The organism is Microvirga aerophila, assembly GCF_003332305.1.
GTDB classification, from domain to species: Bacteria; Pseudomonadota; Alphaproteobacteria; order Rhizobiales; family Beijerinckiaceae; genus Microvirga; species Microvirga aerophila.
The window spans coordinates 1-18,011 of sequence record NZ_QOIO01000076.1 but is presented as its reverse complement, the minus strand read 5'-3'; the positions used below and the strand labels follow the sequence as shown (position 1 = coordinate 18,011).

The window sequence follows — 18,011 nt, the reverse complement described above, 5'->3', positions numbered from 1 at the left end:
TAGCTGCCGCTCGTGATGTACTCGCCGACCCGGAAGGCGTCGTCGAGCAGGTAGAACACGCCGCTGAATACGTCCTTGACCAGCGTCTGCGAGCCGAAGCCGACAGCGACGCCGACGATGCCGGCGCCGGCGATCAGCGGTCCGATCTCCACCCCGAGCGCGGAGAGGGCCATCATCACGGCAACGACCGCCAGCACCACGAAGATCACATTGCGGAAGATCGGCAACAGCGTCCGGAGCCGCGCCTGCCGGACGGCCGCCTCGGTTCCGGGCGGGGCCAAGGCCTCGACTTGGCTGAGCCGCCGGTCGATCAGCGATTTGACCACCTGCCAGATCAGGTCGGCGACGAGCAGGATCACGACGCTGCTCAGCGCACCGCGCACGAGGCGGGTCAGGAGGGTGTCGCGGCCGGTCATCTCGATCAGGTCGATCTGCCAGGCATCTGCGAGCAGCAGGGCGGCCCCGGCGATCAGGAGAGCCCTGAGGCCGCGATCCAGGAAGACAGCCATCAGGCCGGGCGCGGAGGGGGCTTCGGCTCCTGCGGCAGGACGCGAGACGTGATGGCTCGCCATCCGGGCGACCTTGATCGCCCCAGGCAGGAGAAGCGCGACCGCCAGGAGCCAGAACAGGCGCATGGCCCCGATGACCCAGAGCCCCCAGAGCAGCATCAGGCAAAGAGACAGAAGCCAAGGGGCGACCCTGTGGTGGGCGGGGCTTCCAATTTCATCCGGAAGGGCATCCGATGCGCGGGGCCGGCCCCAAACGACATTCAAGGCGATGACGAGCAGCCCAAGCCCGAGGGTATAGGCCACGAGCTGGCGCGCCTCGGGCGAGAACCCCAGGGCACTGAGCACATCGAGCGTGGCCCGCCCGAAGGCGAGCCATCCGACGAAGAGTGCTAGGCGCCGATACCAGAACCGGGCGGCGTCAGTGGACAACGGCAGGACGCGGAAGCGCTCCGTGTCCTGTTGCCTGCCACCGTCCGGTGCCAGAAGGAACCGGCCCAGCACCAGCGCCAGGCGCAGGACCACGGCCGCCACCAGATAGGCGAGGACGACCTGCCGCAGGAGCGGCGGCCAGTCGAAGGCCAGGAAAGCGCCGATGCTTCCGAGCCCGAAGATCGCCACCTCGCTGAGGCCGAAGGCCAGACGCAAGCCGATGGTGCGCATCCGCTCGGACACCGTCTCGATGGGCAGGGCCACGATCCGCTGCTGCGGGCGGGCGGTGACTTTCCTGAAGAGCAATTCGGTTCCGGTGCCCAAAGCAACAAATCCGAGGACGAGGATCAGCACGCCGACACGGCGGCCGTGCAGCTCGGCGAGCAGGCGATCCGCGGCGCTGCGAGACTCGCCCGGCAGGCGCGGCGCGGCGGCCGCAAGAGCAGCGAGGTGTTCCCGCATGCCGGCGGTCCGGGCCGCCATCAACTCGGAGGCAGTCATTTCGGAGGTGGTCGGCGGCGGTTCTGCAAGCGCCGGCGTCGCCGCGGGCTGCCGTTGCTGGTCGATCCAGCCGCGCACGGCCGGATCCTGCAAGAGGTTCAGGAGCTGCTGCACCTGCGGCGGGAGCGTGTTCTGAGTAGGGGCGGTTTGAGCGTCGGCAGACGCAGCCCCAAGGTACAAAAAGAACAGCAGCGCCAGGCTGCCAAGCAGCCGTGCTGGGGCGCTGCGGTCGGCGTGCGTCGTCATCATCGAAACCACCATCCTTCACAGGGCGCCTGTTTACGATCCTGCGCAAGTGCATCGTGCCGAGGTCGGGAAGACCACCTGCATCGGGAGGGCATGTGCCCCAAACCCAGTCCTACCAGTTCACCAGCGGTCTCACCGAAGCGGAGGGGCATAGAGCACGCCGCCCATGCTCCAAAGCTGGTTGAGGCCACGCGGAATGCCGAGCCGCGACTTGACGCCCAGGTTTCGTTCATAGATCTCGGAATAGTTCCCGGCGGCCCTGACGGCGCGGAGCGCCCACGCGTTATCAAGCCCGAGCATCTTGCCAAGGCCTCCTTCCGCGCCCACGAACCGCCGCACGTCGGGCTTGCGGGAGGTCAGCGCCTCAGTCGCATTGGCCGACGAGATGCCGAGTTCCTCCGCATTCACGAGCGCAAAGTTCACCCATTTCACCACATTGAACCAGGCGAAATCATCAGAGCGCGTGACCGGCCCGAGCGGTTCCTTCGAGATGACGTCCGGAAGAATGACGGCGTCCGCCGGGCGCGTGAGCTTCAGGCGCTCGGCAAAAAGTGCGGACTGGTCTCTCGTCAGCACGTTGCACTGACCCGATTGGAAGGCGTTGAGCGCGTCGGCGCTGGTCGGAAAGGCGTGTTCCTCAAAACTCATCGAGTTGGCGCGGAAGAAGTCTGCAAGATTGAGTTGGGTCGTCGTGCCGGTCTCGACACAGATCTTGGCGTTGTCGAGTTCGAGGGCGGAGGTCGCGTCGAGGCCGCGCGCGATCATGAAGCCCTGACCATCGTGGTACGTGATCCCGGCGAAAGCCAGCCCCAGGCCCGCTTCCCGTTCCAATGTCCACGTCGAGTTCCGCGACAGCAGATCGACACGTCCAGCCCGAAGCGCAGTGAACCGCTCGCTCGCGGAAAGGGGCTCGAAGTTCACCTTTGATTGATCGTCGAAGATCGCTCCGGCGACCGAGCGACAGAAATCGACGTCGAATCCAGACCAGTCGCCCTGACCGTTCCTCTCGGAAAACCCGAACAGGCCCTCGCTCACGCCGCACCGAACGACACCCCGTTGCCTGATGTCGTCCAAGGTTCCGGCCGAAACCGGCGACACGGAGGCACAGAACACAGCGGACAGAAGGCAGGCGAAGGCGTAACGGGCATTGGCTTTAGCTGCGTTCGACATGATGGTTGTTCTCCGTGGCATGGTCGGCTGGGTCCTCTGTCCAAGATCTAAAGGCTGGCGCCGTGGCGAACGACCACCTTCGTGCCGACGGGCACGCGGGTGTAGAGATCGATGATGTCGCCGTTGGCGAGCCGGAAGCAGCCGGACGAGATGGCATGGCCGATGGTCTCCGGCTGGTTGGTGCCGTGAATGCGGAACACCGTCGACCCGAGATAGAGCGCGCGGGCGCCCATCGGATTGCCGGGACCGCCCGCCATGAAGCGCGGCAGATAGGGCTGGCGTGCGATCATCTCTGGCGGAGGGCGCCAATCTGGCCACTCGGCCTTGCGGCTGACCTTGACCAGTCCGGACCACTGGACGCCCTCGCGTCCGACGCCGATGCCGTAGCGCAGGGCGCGATTGTTGCCCTGAACCAGGTAGACGAACCGCTCCGCCGTATGGATGACCAGGGTGCCGGGGGGCTCGTTGGATCTGAAGAAGACCGCCTGCCGGGCGTAGGGCCCTTCGCTGATTACGGCCTCTTCCGTCGAGACGCGCCCGGGCTCATCCCCGATGTCGAGCGTCTCCTGTATGGAAGACGCTGCTCCCGCCTGCGCGGCCGCCGGGTCAGGGATGCATGCCGCAAGCCAGAGCCCGGTCGCCGCCGCGAGCGCTTTCCTCATCGCGGCGGTCCTATGAACGATCATCTTCGATGGCATCGTGTCCTCCACCCATAAGGGTCTTAATCGTCAGGCGCCGCAGCGCACATACACGAATGTGCCGTACCTGCGGTTCGCATCCGGATCGACGAAGCGCATGGTCATGAGCCTGTCGGTTGCGGACAGGATCTCGCGGTCCTGCGGATCGCCCGGCGGCGCCTCGAAACCGACATAGGCCTTTCCAGCGGCGTCGCCCTTGAGCCTGAGCTCGTAAAGCTTCGCATCGTCGGCGACATGCATCATCACGCCGTCTGTCGGTCCTTTCGCGATGACGTACGGCAGGCTGCATTGCGCGCGTGCCTCGCTCTCCGTCCGCCTGCGATCCTTGTCGTTGTGAAAGGATGCGATGCCCCATCGCCCGATCAGCCGTTCCCTGCCGAACGCAGCGGGAGCCGTCACGCTGGCGGCCGACAGGGAGGCCTCATCCGAGGTCACGGTGCAGCCAGGGGCGATCAGCGTGACGATGCCTGCGATGGTGAGGATCAGGTTGAGCCCTGGATGCGACAAGGCGGGCCGGGCCGCGTCCGCTTCGATGGTGAGTGATGCAAATGGCACGTCCTGCTCCAAGGTGCGACGGTTCTCCGTCTTGGTCGTGTGATGGTGGCTTCCACGTGGTGTGAGGGCTGCTCGGCAGATCGCAGGGCAGCCCGCATTGTTCGCAGCGAACCCGGTTCCGATGGCGCCGCGATGGATTACTGGGCCAGCACCGAGGCCCCGTTGCCCCTCTTCACCAGAGGCGGATTCCACCACCCCGTCAGCGCCTCCGGCTTGGGCGCATAGAGGCGCGTCGTAAGATTGAAGGGTCCCTCCCGGCGCTGGCAGCCAGTTTGCCTCCGTTGATCACCCCGGTGTGTACCAGATCGGCGAGGTGTAGGCGCGCTCCTGAATGCTCGTGGGCACCTCGCGTGGCATCTGGACCCCAAAGTACTTGGCGTCGTAGGCCGTCCAGCGCGGCGTCGGGATCTCAAGAACCCGCGCGTAATAGAAGGCGCGCTGCGCTGGATTGAACTCCGGATCCCGCCACAGCGTGATCAGCTCCGGATCGCCGATGGTGTTGGTCCAGGCGGCATTCGCGACGTTGACGGTATTGCCGACCGGAGGCAGCTTGCCGTCCACGCCAAGTTTCCGGCGATCCGCGTCGGCCCAGACGACGTCGTAGACCTTCTCCTCAAGCCGGCCGTCCCCCGTCAGCCAGCCCTTGACGATCTGGATGCGGTCCAGATTGGCTCCGATGGGATCCTTAAGTGCGGCCACCAGGAAGCCCGGGGACCGGCCAGGAGGCGCGTTGCGGAGGTCGCCGCCCATCGGCACACCCTTCTGGTACCCGGCCACGGCCGGGCTGCGGGATTGTGCATCCGCCGGCTCGAAGTCCCAGCCGCCGAAAAAGCGCACGAGCATGCGCGGGCCGGTGGTGGCGTAGGTCTCGCGCCGCTCCATGGCGTCGAACAGCGCCTCCCGGGTGTTCTCCGTCGCCCACACCGCCGCATAGCCCGAGGCGGAGGTCTCCCAGTCATAGATCGTCGCCTTCTCGGACTTGATGAACGCATGACTGGTGCGTTCCGGACTGGGCTCCATGGCGGAGGTCTTGCCGAAGTAATTGTCCTCGTCGGCCGTGGCGAGGCCCGTATGGGCATCCGTCGAGCCGATCATGCCGAACTTGTACGGGTTGGTGCCGAGATCCTGCTCCAGCTTGAGCCCGAGCTTCAGGCCCGAACGGGCATATTCGTACTCCAGCATCTCCGGCTTCTTGAGCTCGCTCAGGTCGAGGTTGCCCTTGTCCCATTTCTCGAAGTTAGCGAACTCGTCGTTGGGCGACAGGAACGGGTGAGCCTCGCCGTCGCCCTTGATCTGGGTCGCCTCGTAGAGCCGCTCCCAGCGGGCCCGGCTCTCGGAATACTCGCGGTCCACCGGCTGCCCGGTGAAGGACTCGATCATCGGAAACATGCGCCCGTTGCTCAGGTTGCCGTTGTGGGCGATGGCGAGCACGTCGCCGCCGGTCTTCTCCTCGTAGGCGGCGAGCCACTTCCATAGGTCACGGGGGTTGTCGCTGCCCAAGGGCTTGAGGGTCGTGAACGGCTCGACCAAGCCGGCCTTCATGCCGTTGTCGCGGAAGATCACGTTGCGGTGCAGGTTGTTGCCGCCGGTGTTCGACGTCCACTCATAGCCGATGAAGGCCGTGAAGTGCCCGGGGTCGTTGGTCTCCTCGGCTGCCTTGATCGTCTCCTGCCAGGCCGAGCGGTAGGCCGAGCTGCCGGGCAGGGAGGCCAGAGCCTTGGGGAACGTGCCCTGGGAGAAACTGACGATGATCTCAATGGCAGCGTCGGCGCCCTTGCCGGTCTGGATCATGTCGTACCACCGCCGCCCGGTCGGATCAGCAAGCATCTCCGGCTTGCCGGCGAAGAGTTGCGGGAAGAAACCCATGTTGTCGGAGTGGTCGGCCACGACAAGGAAGTCGAGTGGACGGGCAAGCTTCACTCGTTGGCCGCTCGACGCGGTGAGCTCCTCGCCCTTGGCGAAGCGGTAGCCGTCCCGCGGCGTGAGCCGAGCGCCGAAAGCTCCTGCATCCATTGAGAACGACGTGTGCAGGTGCGTGTCGCCAAAGAACGGGCGGGCCGGGAAGTTGCGTCCGGCCGGAGGCGAGTACGGTGGTCGCGGAAAGGCCCGCTCGGCTGCCTCCCGATCCAATGTGCCAATGTCCGTGCCCACGCCTTGGGCCCATGCCGGCATCCCGAGGCTGAGAGCCAGCAGGCTGGCGGAGCTCAACACTTGCAGCAGCATCTTGGTCATGGTCTTCCTCCCGTTGTTCAGTTCAAAAAGCAACTACGCGTTGGATCACCCAGAACATGGCCAGACTGCCGATGGCATAGGGTGGCACCAATTCCGCCCAGCGCGGCCACGCCATCCGGATGCGCCTGGCGCAGGCCACGACAGAGAGCACGGCGGCGACGAACAGCAACTGGCCCGCCTCGACGCCGAGATTGAAGAACAGGAGCGCCACGGGGATGTGGCCTTCCGGCAGGCCGACCTCGCCCAGGGCTCCGGCGAAGCCGAATCCGTGCAGCAGGCCGAAGATGAAGGCGACGATCCATGGCATCTGCGCCGCGAGCCCTGCGCGGCCCCGCCGGGCCTGAATGATCTCGGCCGCCACGAACACGATGCTGAGCGCGATCACCGCCTCGACAGGTCTGGAGGGCACATGGACGATCCCCAGCGTAGCGAGCCCGAGCGTGATGCTGTGTGCGACCGTGAACGCCGTCACCGTCTTGACCAGCCGCCATGTTCCCGTTGTGAGGAGAAGCAGGGCCAGCACGAACAGCAGGTGATCGACGCCCATCAGAATGTGCTCAATCCCAAGCGTCAGGTAGGTGCTGGCCACGTCCCAGGCGCTCGGACGGGCCGGAATGAAGGATCCGGGCTGCCGAGGGGTGAGGCGCTCGACCCATGTGCTGCCGTCGGCGAAGGTGATGCGGACGAGCGCATCCGTGAGGGTGGCCTCCAGGCCGTCGATGCGCAGGGTCTGCCCGCGCAGGCTCTCCGCCCGCAGACGCCAGGTCTGCACGGCGGCGCTTCCAGTCATCTGCGTCGCGACCGGCGTTAGAGCCTCGACCGGGCCGGTGAAGGCCGGATTGAGCGCCAGGCGCATCTCGCCGAGCATCGGCGTCTTCCACAGCACGCTGAACTCGCCCGGATGATCTTCGCGCAGGTCGAGATAGGCGGGCCGGACCTCATGTCCGACGCTTGCCACCGGCGACAGGAACGCAGCCAGGGCGACCAGGAACAGGAGCAGCCTCATGGCTGACCCTCCGCCAGATTTGCGCGAGACCCGAGCAGGGGCCGCACGGCGGCGCCGGCGACGAGCCGGTACTTCCGCAACAACCCCTCGTAGACCTGCGCGTTAGCGGTCTCTTGCCGCTCACGGCGCCATTCGTGCGCCAGGCGCTCGCGGACCTCGGTGAACGGCAGCGCCCGCGACGGCGGTGCGTCCGTGACCTTGATCAGGTGCAGGCCGTAGCCGGATTCGACTGGCCCCGACCATTGGCCAACCGGGAGTGTCATGACTTTACGCGCGAAGTCCGCACCGAACAGGTTGGCGAGCGCCTGCTCGTCCTGATCGGCAAACGTGTCACCCAGCAGGAGCCGGTCTCCATGGTCTATCGGGAGTGCGGCGGCATTGGACAAGGCCGCAAGGCTGATACGCGCACGGTCGTCCCCCTGCTCGCGATGGAAGAAGACCTGCGAGAAGGAAACCCGTGCCGCAGCGCGGACGAGGTCCGGACGCATCTCGTAGAGGGTGCGCAGTTCCGCTTCCGGTGGTTCGGCGGTGCGGATCGTGTCGTCGAGAAGGAAAGTCATCTTCTGCGCCAGCCGGCGGCGGACCACGGTGTCTCCGACGTCGAGCTCCAGCGCCCGTGCCTCGCGCGCCAGGACCTCTTCCTTCAGATGGTCCGCGACCAGGCTTCTGAGTTCCTCGTCAGTGGGCGGGCGGCGCCATTGGCGCGTCCACATCTCCTTCAGCCATTCGGCGTCTGCGGCGGTGAGATGAATGGCGGGAGCAGTGTTCGCTCCTCTGCCACCACCTGGATTGATGGCGGCATGGGATGCGAAGAGCAGCCCGCCGATGGCAACAAAGTGCAGCAACGGTTCCTTCAGCAATCTCATGGCGCACTCCCTCCTATTCACGGCCAGTCGGATCGGGCGATGCCCGCTTCACCCCGATCACCGGCAGCGGGTGATCACCTGCCCGTAGGCGTTGACGACCTGCACGCAGCCGCTGGGCGGATAGGCGTACGCGCCCGCCGCAACTGCCCCAGCGGTGGCCGCCGTGCCCACAGCGACGGCCCGGCGGGTAGTTCGCCGGGCCACCCCGGCATAGCTCAGCGGCGTCGCCGGCCGTCCGATCCGGGCCTCGGCGTGGCTCATGAAACCGCGTCCGGACTCGATGGGTGCACCGCTCCAGCACAGGGCGAGGACACCCGCGCCGGTTGCGAGGATGATTGTGAATACACGTCTATAGGTCATGGCTTGGATCCTCCTGCGGGAGTGCCCGGCGGCACCTCGTCGATGTCCCCAAGGGCGTCATATGCAACCTGCTTCGTGCCCTCGGGCGCCTTGAACACGAAGGCGTTTTGGTCCGGCTTCACGTCCGTCCGCAGCTCCTTGATCCGCAGCGTGTACTGTGGCGCCTGCGCGACGGCCTTGCTGGTGATCACGTACTTGCGCGGGATCGGGCGCTCGCCGACCTCGACCCAGAGCTGCCAGTCGGTGTCCGGGTTGCGGAAGGCCAGATGCTCGCACTCCACCCCGTCGATGACACCAAGCCCAACATATTTGGCATCCAGCACGCCCTCTGTAAGCTGCTCATAGGAGCGGGCGAGCAGCAGGTCCGCTCCAGGCACCTCCACCAGGTGCTCGGTCCGCAGGCGCTGGACGAGGTCGTCGAGCGTTCCCGGCGCGTCGAGCGTGACAAAAGTCTTGCCGTCGCGGTTGTGCAGGGTGACCGTCTTGCCGTCGAAGATGAGCTCGACATCCGCGTAGCCACCGGTCCGGGTCGCACGAAGGCCGACCTGGCGGTCGATGAGCACGTCGCCGGAGGCGGCGAACTGGATCTTCTGCAAGTCGGGCGTGATCACCTCGATGTCGGCGTCATACCGCACCGACAGGTTTTTCTGACCCGCCATGTAGTCCGACATGGTCTTCAGGATCCTCAGGGCGCTGGCGTCATCGGCCCGTGCTGGAAGGGAGGCGGGGGCCAGGACGGCCACCGCCACGAGGGCAGCCCCCGCCCATGGCGCGGCCCGCCTGGATGTGAAACTCGGAAGTGTCTGCCTCATGTTCGGCTCCTGGCTTGCCGGGTGAACAGTCGTCGGATCGGCAGCCTCGCCCCTCTGGTCACCCCGGCGTGTACCGAGTGGGCGAGGTGTGGATGCACTCCTGCTGGATGTTGGGCACCGCGCGGCATCTAGATGCCGCAGTCCTTCGGCGTCCGGCAGCTTCCATGTTCAGCGGAGAAAGTCGGGTTCCTGATAGGCCGGATTGGGATACTTGTAATAACCTTGCCCTGTCTTGACCCCCAACCTGTTCCTGTCGACGAAGTGCGCCTTGAGGTATTCGGCGTTCTTCTTGTACTGCTCGTCCGCGTTCACTTCGCCCCAGTACGAAGCCACATGATACATCGTCTCCAAGCCGACCATGTCCATGATCGCGCAGGGACCCATCGCCGTTTTCATGGTGATCATCCAGGTTTTGTCGATGACCTCCGGCTCCGACACGCCATTGGTGACGAGCGCTTGAGCAGCCATCATCCATGGGATGCTCAACGAGTTCATCACATAGCCGTTCTGCTCCTTCTCAAGGCGGACAGGAACCATGCCGATGGCTTTCGCGAACTCCACCACGCGTTCGTAGATCGTGGGATCCGTCCCTGGATGCCCCATTACCTCTGCGACATTGCGGTCCCAGATTTCATTGGCGAAGTGCAGCGCCAGAAAGCGGTCGGGGCGTCCGGTCGCTCCGGCGAACTGGCTCGGTAGCAAGGTGGAGGTGTTGGTCGTGAAGATCGTATGGGCGGGACAATATTTTTGCAACGAGCCGTAAACCTGCTCCTTGATCTTCGGATTTTCAGGCACCGACTCGCTCACCAGATCGACGTCCCGGCACGCCGCCTCAAGGTCGGTGGTGTAGGAAAGTCGGGCGAGCGCCGCATCCATGTCCGCCTTGCTCTTGCCCCGTTGACTGATGAATAGGTCCGCAAAAGCCCGATGGGATGCCCGGCAGGCGTCCAGCGACTGCTCACGCACGTCGTACATGACGGTTTCGAAGCCGTGGGTTGCGCATTGAAAGCCAATCTGCTGGCCCAGGGTGCCCGATCCGACGATCAGCACTTTCTTAATGTCCATGGCGTTTGCCTCCTGGAAAATCTTGATCGGGAAATTCATTTCACCAACTCGACCTCGCTCGGCCTCCAACTTCTGTCGAAGAACGATTCGAGCGGGCTGTAGAGCCGCAGGATCACGAAGAAGCCCTTTCCGGGCGTCGTCTGGATCCAGTCGCCTTCCTTCGCGTCGGCCGGCTTGGTGGGGCCGAAATACACGGTGGTGGAGCCATCCACGTTCGCGACGGCAGCCGGCGACGGATATGTCTGGTTTCCGGCACGTGGGTACCGTTGCGGGGTTTGGAGCATTGAGCGGGTCTGGTTGTCGTACAAGGTGACCGACCAGAACCTGGCCGCGGGAATGTCCTTCGGCAGCGTCACCTTGTAGGTCTTGGCCCCGTCGAAGGGATTCTTGTCGGCATCGGTGAAGCCCATCAGATACTGCGAGCCGACGTTGGTCAGCCGCATGATCATCGCCGGTGTGTCCATCGTGTACCCGTAGTAAAACGCCGCCCGCGAATCGAGCGTCCGCGCCGGTGGGCGGCAAGGGCTCGATGCCGTCCTTGGTGACCATCGGGGGTGGCGTCTCGAAGTTGTAGCCGCCCTGCCACAGCATGCTGGCCCACATCGAGTTCGGATAGTAAGCCCAACCGGGATAGTCGGCGGCCCCCCAGTTCAGCACCCGTCCGGCGGCGTTGCCCACGGCGGCTGCATCGGTGAGGATCTTCCTCATCCGGGCGTCCGGATTGAACGGCTTGCCCTTGACGATGCCGATGGCGGCAAGCTGCCCGGAGACTTCAGGATTGAACGAGGTTGCGGGCTCCATCTGCACGAGCTCGTTGAGCATTTCGAAATAGGAAAAGTCGGTGGGGGGAACCGTGTTGAAGGACTTGCCGCTCGCCTCGACGAACTTCGTCGGCGGGACCGGCGGGTTGCGCGCCAGCGGCACCTTGCCTTCGAGCGCCGTGGCGATGCTGGTGCCGTAGCCTCCCGGCGTGTACGGGTAGATCTTCAGCGTGTTCCTGATCGAGGCGGCCGTGGGTTTGGGATCGTTGTTCTCCATGAAGGCGCGAACGGCGTAGAGCGCATGCGTCGTTTTCGAGTGGCCCACGTGGAAACCGCTGTCGGGAAGCGGGCCGTCATACCCCGGCGGCACGATCAGATACTTGCCTCCTTCGCCCCGGTCAGGGCCCGGAAAGCCGATGTCGATCACCCAGCCGAACCACATGTCGTTGATCGTGCCGAGCTGCGCCGGCGGCGCCTCGACCACCAACGGGCCCTTCGTCAGGTCGAGGGCCGCGAGCGAATAGACGGTGTCGGCGTTGGGGGTGAGGAAGAGCGAGGCCGAGTCCATCAACTCGGAGAACATGACCACGGTGTTGTCCTCGGCCCCGATGCTCTGGAAGCCTTTGCGTATCGCAAATGCCGACGCACCTGAGAAAGCGTTCATGAACGCGTCGACGCCACGGATGTAGTCCAGGCTGTCGCGCACCTTTTGGGCCGTGGCCGCGGTGGGCGCGCCGTCCTTGAACTCAAGGGTGCCGATGCCTGTCTCGACCTTGTCCGGCGTCGTGATGGACGGGGGGATGTCCGTCGTTATCTTTTGCGCGCTGGCGGCCGTGGTGGTGACGATGAGTGCCAGTACAGCGGCAGCGGTGACGAGCTTTTGGGGCTGTGGGGTTTTCATGATGCATCCCTGCGTCTGCTTGATCTTTGTCGCTTGTGTTCGGCCTCGTGTCATTTCACCAGCTCGACGTCCCCGAGCTTCCAGGTCCCGTCGTACAATCCTGCCTTGGGGCTGTAGAACCTGATCATTGGGTAGAAGCCTTTGCCAGCCACGGTCTCGATCCAATTGGCTTCAAAACCTGCGGGGGCGCTTCCGGCGGGGCCGAAGTAAAGATCGATAGAGCCGTCCGCGTTGGTCTTGAGCTTGTCGAGGCCCGAGCGGGCCGCGTCGTTGGGCGCGTTCTGGATCATGGAGCGGGTCGCGGTGTCGTAGAGCGTCAGCGACCAGAACTGCTCCGCCGGCGCGTTCGCCGGCACGTGCAGACGATAGGACTTTCCGCCGTCGAGGCGGTTGCCGTCCTTGTCCTTGAACGCCTGGATGTAATTCCCGCCAGGACCAGCCTTCATGACGCCCAGGGCGGGCGTCGTATAGATCGCGCCGTAGGTGTAGTGCAGCCGTTCATCGATCTGGCCGTACGTATCGGTTCTCTGGACGGGATTGACCTGGAACACCCAGTGCCACTTCGTTCCGGGAAACGGCTCGACTCCGAGACCTTCCCCGACCTGACGGAACCGGTCGGGTCCGTCAAACAGCATCACGCGGCCCACGACATCGCCCATCCGTGCAGCCTCTTCGAGGATGGCCTTCTGCCGTGCGTCCGGCTTGAACTCCTTGCCCTTCTCGATGCCCAGTGGCTTGAGCATGGCCAGGTAAAACAGGTCACGGTCCTGGACAGGGTTGTCGTTGATATAGGCCGAAAGACGCTCCCAGAACGCCATTCCCTGGGGCGGGAGGGTGTTCGAGGGCTTCCCCGACATGGTGAAGAACCTGTTCGGCTTGGGATTGCTGCTCTCGCTCAGCGGGTAGACCTTGACCTGCTTAACGTTCGCGACAGCGGCGTCCTTGTCGTCGTTCTGAACGATGCCGCGGACCATGATGTTGTGGTTGTTCGTCGTCGCCTGAACAACGTAGTAGCCGGTCTGCGGAACGGTGCCCTTGTAGCCGGGCGGGAGCAGGATGAACTTCCCGCCCTTCCCGGCATCGGGTCCGGGCAACCCGACGTCGGTGAGTGATCTTTGCCAGAAGTCGTCGATGATTCCGACGATTGCACCGGGCGGGATCTCGACGACGAGCGGTCCCGACTTCCCGAGGTCGACGTTGGTCAAGGCGTAGATGGTGGTGTCGTTCGCGGTGAGCCAGACGGCCTTCGGGTCGGCATAGTTGTCGGCGATGACGAAGTCGTTGAGATCGGCGCCGAGGTCGCGCAAGGCGCCAACGCGGATGGACTCGAACGAAACCGCCGGATAGGCCCACAAATAGGCCTGCACGGCGCGCTGATAGTCCATCTCATCGAAGAGTTTCTTCGTGGTCTCGGGGGTGGGGAACCCCCTCTCGAAGCTCAGCGTGCCGAGGCGGGTCTGCACGCTGTCGGGCGTCTGGATCGATGGCGGTACCTCGGCGGGAGATTTCGGTGCGGATTGCCCCAAGGCCGGCGAGGCGGCGGCGAGGCCAAGCAGCCAAAGGGCGGCTCCCAGAGTTCGGCCGTGAGTGGGAAGCGCGGAGGCGGGGATGGGCTTGATGGCGCCGACCTGCGTCCTGGTCATGGTATTCCCTCCTGTCGCTCAACCCGAGCCCGGCACGCCTGCTCCGACCCACTGCCCCAAAAGGCGGCGACGAACAGCGGCTTGCCGTCGGAGAGACGCTAGCAAAGGACGGCGACGCCCGCCTGTAACTTACTGTAGGTTACAGTGTAGATACGGGTGTTCAGCGCTGGGGAATGGCCGTCCGGAGGGTGGTTTCCGCCGCCGTCGTGTCCGGCACCGGGAAGCCGGCCTTGCGCGCGCCTTCGGCGATATGGGCCGCATCCTCCGGCTGGAGGTTGCGCTTGGCCATCTCCAGGTCCCAGTTCGGGAAGAAATCCGGGCGCATCTGGACAAACCGGGTCCGGGCTTCGGCCGTCTCAGGCTTCATATAGAGCTGGGCATGGATGATGGCGGCGACGAAATGGTAGAGCGGGAACTTCTCCAGGCTGACCTGCCTGATTAGTTCCTCGGCCCGGCGATAGTCGTGCCGGATATAGGCGTGAACGGCGAGGTTGCCGTTGTAATAATCGGAATGGCCCGGGTTGCGGGCGAGCGCCTGCTCCAGCAGGGTGGTTGCGCGCTCCCAGGCGCCGGCCTGCCCCAGCCGGGTGGCGAACTCGGCCAGCAGCTCGGTGTCGTTCGGGTTGAGCGCCACCGCCCGCTCGCCGACCGTGAGCGCCTCGGTCGGCTGCCGGGCGAAGAACAGCGCCACCATCAGGGCCTGGAGCGCCCGCACGTTCTCGGGGTCGAGCCGGATCGCGCGGCGGGCGGCGTCGATGGCGCGTTGGATCGCCGTGGGGGAGCCCGGCTTAGTGTTGAACCCGAACCGGTCCTCGTCGAGATACAGCAGCGACAGCATCGCCCAGGCGGTGGAATAGTTCGGATAAGCGTCGACCGCGCGTTCGAGGCAGGTCCGGATCGCCGCATGACCCTCCGCGGACAGGGCGCTGCGGTAGCCATAGAACTGCAAGGTGCAGGCGTAGGCGGTCAGGTCGTCCGGCGCCGCCGGGCTGCTGCCCCGGAAGATGATGCCGTAGGGCTGCGCCACGGCCGTGGCGACCTTCTGGGCCACGTCGTCCTGGATCGTGAAGAAGTCGTGCAGGCGCAGATCGTTGTCATAGGTCTGCGACCACAGGACGGCGCCGGTCCCGGCATCGAGCAGCCGCCCCACGACGCGCAGGCGATCCGCCGTGGCCCGGACGCTGCCCTCCAGAACATACCGGACCCCGAGGTCATGGTGGATCCGGGCCACGTCGGCTGTGGGTGGGATGCTGCGCGACGTCTCGCGCCCGAGGACGGTGAGCTCCTTGAAGCGGGCGAGCTGGCTCAGGATCTCCTCGGTCAGCCCATCCGCGTAGACCTTCGCCTCCGGCACCTCGCCCAGATTGGCGAACGGCATCACGACAAGCGTTGGGACGCCCTGGGGCGTGGCCGCTGGCGCCTGGGCCGTCGGGGCTTGGGTGCCCCGGGACGGCATCAGGGCCATCACGACGATCAGGACGGCGGCCGCAAGAGCGGCAAGGCCCGCGCTCAGCCAGGGAAGCCGCCCCTTCGTCCAGAGTGGGGACCGTGCGGCAGGGTTGCCAGGCGGTGGGTCCGTCGCGGCGGGACGGTCCCCAGCCGGCCCGGTCCGCCAGGCGAAGTGCGGGACATAGGTGCCCTTGGGGATACCGATGATGACCGGGTCCGACAGGCCGGTGACGGCATAATAGTGTTCGAGGGCGCGGCGCAGCCGCCCGGCCTCGATCCTCACCACCGGATCAGACTGGGCATCAAAGCCTGGATCCCGCCCATAGACCTCCATCCCGACCGAATAGGCCTTGATGCGGTCCGCCCGACCGGCGAGGGCCTCCTCGACGACGTAACGCAGGAACTTGCGCGCGCGCGCGGGGACATCGAAGTCAGGGCTGGCGACGAGGCGGTCGAGCTCGGCACGCACGTCCTCTGCCGAAGGCAGCAACTGCGCCTGCGACGGGCCGTCAACCGCATGGTTGCTGCCATCGACCATTGGGCCGGCCCTTTCGGGGCATGGGAAACGCCTGAAAGCGTCTGTAACCTACAGTATGTTACTCCCCTATGACGCGCAACGGAGCGATACTGGCAATTGTGGGACGGCGCACCTGCGCCGTTCCGTGCTCACGCGGTCTCATCATGGATCAATCCATACTGGTCGCCATCGCCCGCTTCCCTGACCGGGGGCATGCCATCGAGGAACTCGCGAGAACCAACGAAGACTTTCGGCTGCTGTGCGCCGATCTCGCCGATGCCGAGGCGGCCGCCGTGCGCTGGGAATACTCGTCGTTGCCGGTGAGTGCGGAGCGCAGTGCCGAGTACCGGGAGCTGGCGCGGGATCTTGCAGCCGAACTGGCGGCGATGCTGGATCGCCACGCACAATAACAGGAGAGAGCCAGCATGGCCGTATCGCTTCACCCCGCTGCCCCCCACCATCTGCCGGCGTTCATCGCGAGCCCCGGCGAGACCGACGTCTTCATGGTGGTCATGGCCGTGGTTCTGGTCCTCGCCGTATTGGGAATCGGCCTCCTGTTCCTGCGGATCCACACCTTGCCGGAGCGGATCGCCCACAAGGGCCACAAGCTTCAGTTCGAGATTGTCGCCGTGCTGGGCCTGCTGGCCCTCTTCACGCACGTGCATCTCTTCTGGGTCATCGGCCTGCTGCTTGCCCTGATCGACATCCCCGACTTCGGAGGGGCGTTCGGCCGGATGGCCGGATCGCTGGAGAAGATCGCCGGCATCCCGCCGGGCAAGGGCGCGGCCGACGTGCCGGATGAGCCCGGCGCTGTCATGGCCCCCCTCGAAGAAGCCGGGCCGCCGCCGCCCTTACCGAAGATCGTTCCGGTCAAACCGAGGACATGATCCATGCTTGAGCTTCTTCTCTGCTCCCTTCTGACAATCCTGCCGGACTATCTCTACCGCCGCTATGCCCAGGGCAAGCGGCTGGGCCGGGAGATCACGCTCTACTCGGTCTGGTTCGAGCTACGGTGGGGCATTGTTGCCTGCCTGATGCTCACGGTGGGGCTGATCACCGTGATCTTCTACAATCATCCCTCCACGACCAGCGCTACCCTGTTCTACCGGACGGTCCCGATCCTCCCAGAAACCAATGGCCGGGTCGCCGAGATCTATGTCGACGGCGTGAGTGGTGAGGTCAAGCAAGGGGCTCCGATCTTCCGGTTGGACAGCGCGACCCAGCAGGCGGCTGCCGAGGCGGCCCGGCGCAAGATCGCCGAGGTCGATGCGGCCCTGGTGGCGGCGCGGACTGATGTCGTGGCGGCCGAGGGCAAGATCCAGGAGGCCCGAAGCGCCTATCAGCAGGCCGTGGACGAATTGGACACCAAGCAGGAGCTGAACCGGCGCAACGCCGCCATTGTGGCGGCGCGCGAGATCGAGCGGCTCCAGAACGTCGTGACCGGCCGCCAGGGAGCGGTGGCGGCAGCAACCGCCGCCAAGGACGCCGCCGAGGTTCAGATCTCCACGCTCCTCCCGGCCCAGAAGGCCAGCGCCGAGGCCGCGCTGGCCCAGGCCGAGGTCGAGTTGGCGAAGACCGTCGTCCGCGCCGGCGTCAATGGGCGGGTCGAGCAGTTCACGTTGCGGGTCGGCGACATCGTCAATCCGTTCATGCGCCCGGCCGGGATCCTGATCCCGGAGGGCGCCGGACGCAAGGCCATCACGGCGGGCTTCGGGCAGATCGAGGCCCAGATGATGAAGGTCGGCATGGTGGCCGAGGTCACATGCATCTCAAAACCCTGGACGGTGATCCCGATGGTGGTGACGGGAGTGCAGGACTTCATCGCCGCCGGTCAGTTCCGTGGTGGCGAGCAGCTGATCGACCCGCAGCAGGTGATACGGCCGGGAACCATCCTGGTCTTTCTCGAACCCCTCTATGAAGGCGGACTTGAGGGCGTCACACCCGGCAGTTCATGCATCGCTAACGCCTACACCAGCAACCACGACCTGATCGACTCAGGCCAGGTCGGCGCCACCAAGGGCTTGGTTCTCCACGCGGTGGATGCGGTTGGGCTCGTGCATGCGATGATCCTGCGGATCCAGGCCCTGCTGTTGCCGATCCAGACCCTCGTGTTTGCCGGGCATTGAGGCGATGTGGAGGCCGATGTCTTGCGGTTCCGTAGGGCCGCCCTTGGCCTTTCCAAGCAGAGATCGGCAAACAGCGAACGACGGCTTCTGATGCTGTGGACGGCTCCCACCCAGCGGTGAGGTAGCATGGCTGCTTCGAGCAGCCAGCGACACAGGAGCAGCCCA

General features: G+C 65.3%; 14 protein-coding genes and 2 pseudogenes. 3 read left to right on the top strand and 13 right to left on the bottom strand.

The window, feature by feature from the left end:
* The 13 genes and pseudogenes from DRB19_RS26140 to DRB19_RS26075 form a co-directional block, all read right to left on the bottom strand.
* Positions 1-1,688 (bottom strand): mechanosensitive ion channel family protein (locus DRB19_RS26140; protein WP_162815874.1); only part of this gene is annotated, 1,688 nt, incomplete at its 3' end.
* A gap of 129 nt (positions 1,689-1,817) precedes the next feature.
* Positions 1,818-2,855, bottom strand: a complete 1,038-nt coding sequence (locus DRB19_RS26135; RefSeq protein ID WP_114188935.1) for an amino acid ABC transporter substrate-binding protein — start codon at positions 2,853-2,855, stop codon at positions 1,818-1,820.
* A 47-nt stretch (positions 2,856-2,902) separates the two neighbouring features.
* Positions 2,903-3,553, bottom strand: a complete 651-nt coding sequence (locus DRB19_RS26130; RefSeq protein ID WP_245439842.1) for a L,D-transpeptidase — start codon at positions 3,551-3,553, stop codon at positions 2,903-2,905.
* Between the two features lie 30 nt (positions 3,554-3,583).
* The gene (locus tag DRB19_RS26125) at positions 3,584-4,108 is read right to left on the bottom strand and encodes a hypothetical protein (RefSeq protein ID WP_245439841.1); all 525 of its coding nucleotides are present in this window, start codon (positions 4,106-4,108) and stop codon (positions 3,584-3,586) included.
* 285 nt (positions 4,109-4,393) lie between these two features.
* Entirely contained in the window at positions 4,394-6,340 is a 1,947-nt protein-coding gene (locus tag DRB19_RS26115) for a DUF3604 domain-containing protein (RefSeq protein ID WP_114188934.1), read from the bottom strand.
* A gap of 22 nt (positions 6,341-6,362) precedes the next feature.
* Positions 6,363-7,346, bottom strand: coding sequence for a HupE/UreJ family protein (locus tag DRB19_RS26110; RefSeq protein WP_114188933.1), 984 nt, complete (start codon positions 7,344-7,346; stop codon positions 6,363-6,365).
* Positions 7,343-8,212 (bottom strand): peptidyl-prolyl cis-trans isomerase, encoded by an 870-nt coding sequence (locus DRB19_RS26105; RefSeq protein WP_114188932.1) that lies wholly within the window; start codon positions 8,210-8,212, stop codon positions 7,343-7,345. The genes DRB19_RS26110 and DRB19_RS26105 overlap by 4 nt, the downstream gene beginning before the upstream one ends.
* Before the next feature lie 57 nt (positions 8,213-8,269).
* A complete protein-coding gene (locus DRB19_RS26100) occupies positions 8,270-8,572 on the bottom strand; it encodes a hypothetical protein (protein WP_114188931.1) in 303 nt (100 codons plus the stop codon).
* A complete protein-coding gene (locus DRB19_RS26095; RefSeq protein ID WP_114188930.1) occupies positions 8,569-9,384 on the bottom strand; it encodes a DUF2092 domain-containing protein in 816 nt (271 codons plus the stop codon). Before DRB19_RS26095 ends, DRB19_RS26100 begins: the two co-directional genes overlap by 4 nt.
* A gap of 168 nt (positions 9,385-9,552) precedes the next feature.
* A pseudogene (locus DRB19_RS26090) lies at positions 9,553-10,437 on the bottom strand (3-hydroxyacyl-CoA dehydrogenase); the annotation flags it as partial.
* Between the two features lie 47 nt (positions 10,438-10,484).
* A pseudogene (locus DRB19_RS26085) lies at positions 10,485-12,111 on the bottom strand (DUF1254 domain-containing protein).
* A 50-nt stretch (positions 12,112-12,161) separates the two neighbouring features.
* Positions 12,162-13,754, bottom strand: coding sequence for a DUF1254 domain-containing protein (locus tag DRB19_RS26080; protein ID WP_114188929.1), 1,593 nt, complete (start codon positions 13,752-13,754; stop codon positions 12,162-12,164).
* Positions 13,755-13,914: 160 nt separating this feature from the next.
* On the bottom strand, positions 13,915-15,741 hold the full coding sequence (locus tag DRB19_RS26075) for an adenylate cyclase (RefSeq protein WP_114188928.1): 1,827 nt from the start codon (positions 15,739-15,741) through the stop codon (positions 13,915-13,917).
* A gap of 143 nt (positions 15,742-15,884) precedes the next feature.
* Here DRB19_RS26075 and DRB19_RS26070 point away from each other — a divergent pair, with 143 nt between their 5' ends.
* From DRB19_RS26070 to DRB19_RS26060, 3 genes are read left to right on the top strand one after another with little or no spacing between them, the layout of a single operon-like run.
* On the top strand, positions 15,885-16,130 hold the full coding sequence (locus DRB19_RS26070; protein WP_114188937.1) for a hypothetical protein: 246 nt from the start codon (positions 15,885-15,887) through the stop codon (positions 16,128-16,130).
* 15 nt (positions 16,131-16,145) lie between these two features.
* On the top strand, positions 16,146-16,607 hold the full coding sequence (locus DRB19_RS26065) for a hypothetical protein (RefSeq protein ID WP_114188927.1): 462 nt from the start codon (positions 16,146-16,148) through the stop codon (positions 16,605-16,607).
* Between the two features lie 3 nt (positions 16,608-16,610).
* Complete coding sequence (locus tag DRB19_RS26060; protein ID WP_114188926.1) at positions 16,611-17,846, top strand: HlyD family secretion protein; 1,236 nt, start codon at positions 16,611-16,613, stop codon at positions 17,844-17,846.
* Positions 17,847-18,011 lie beyond the last annotated feature (165 nt).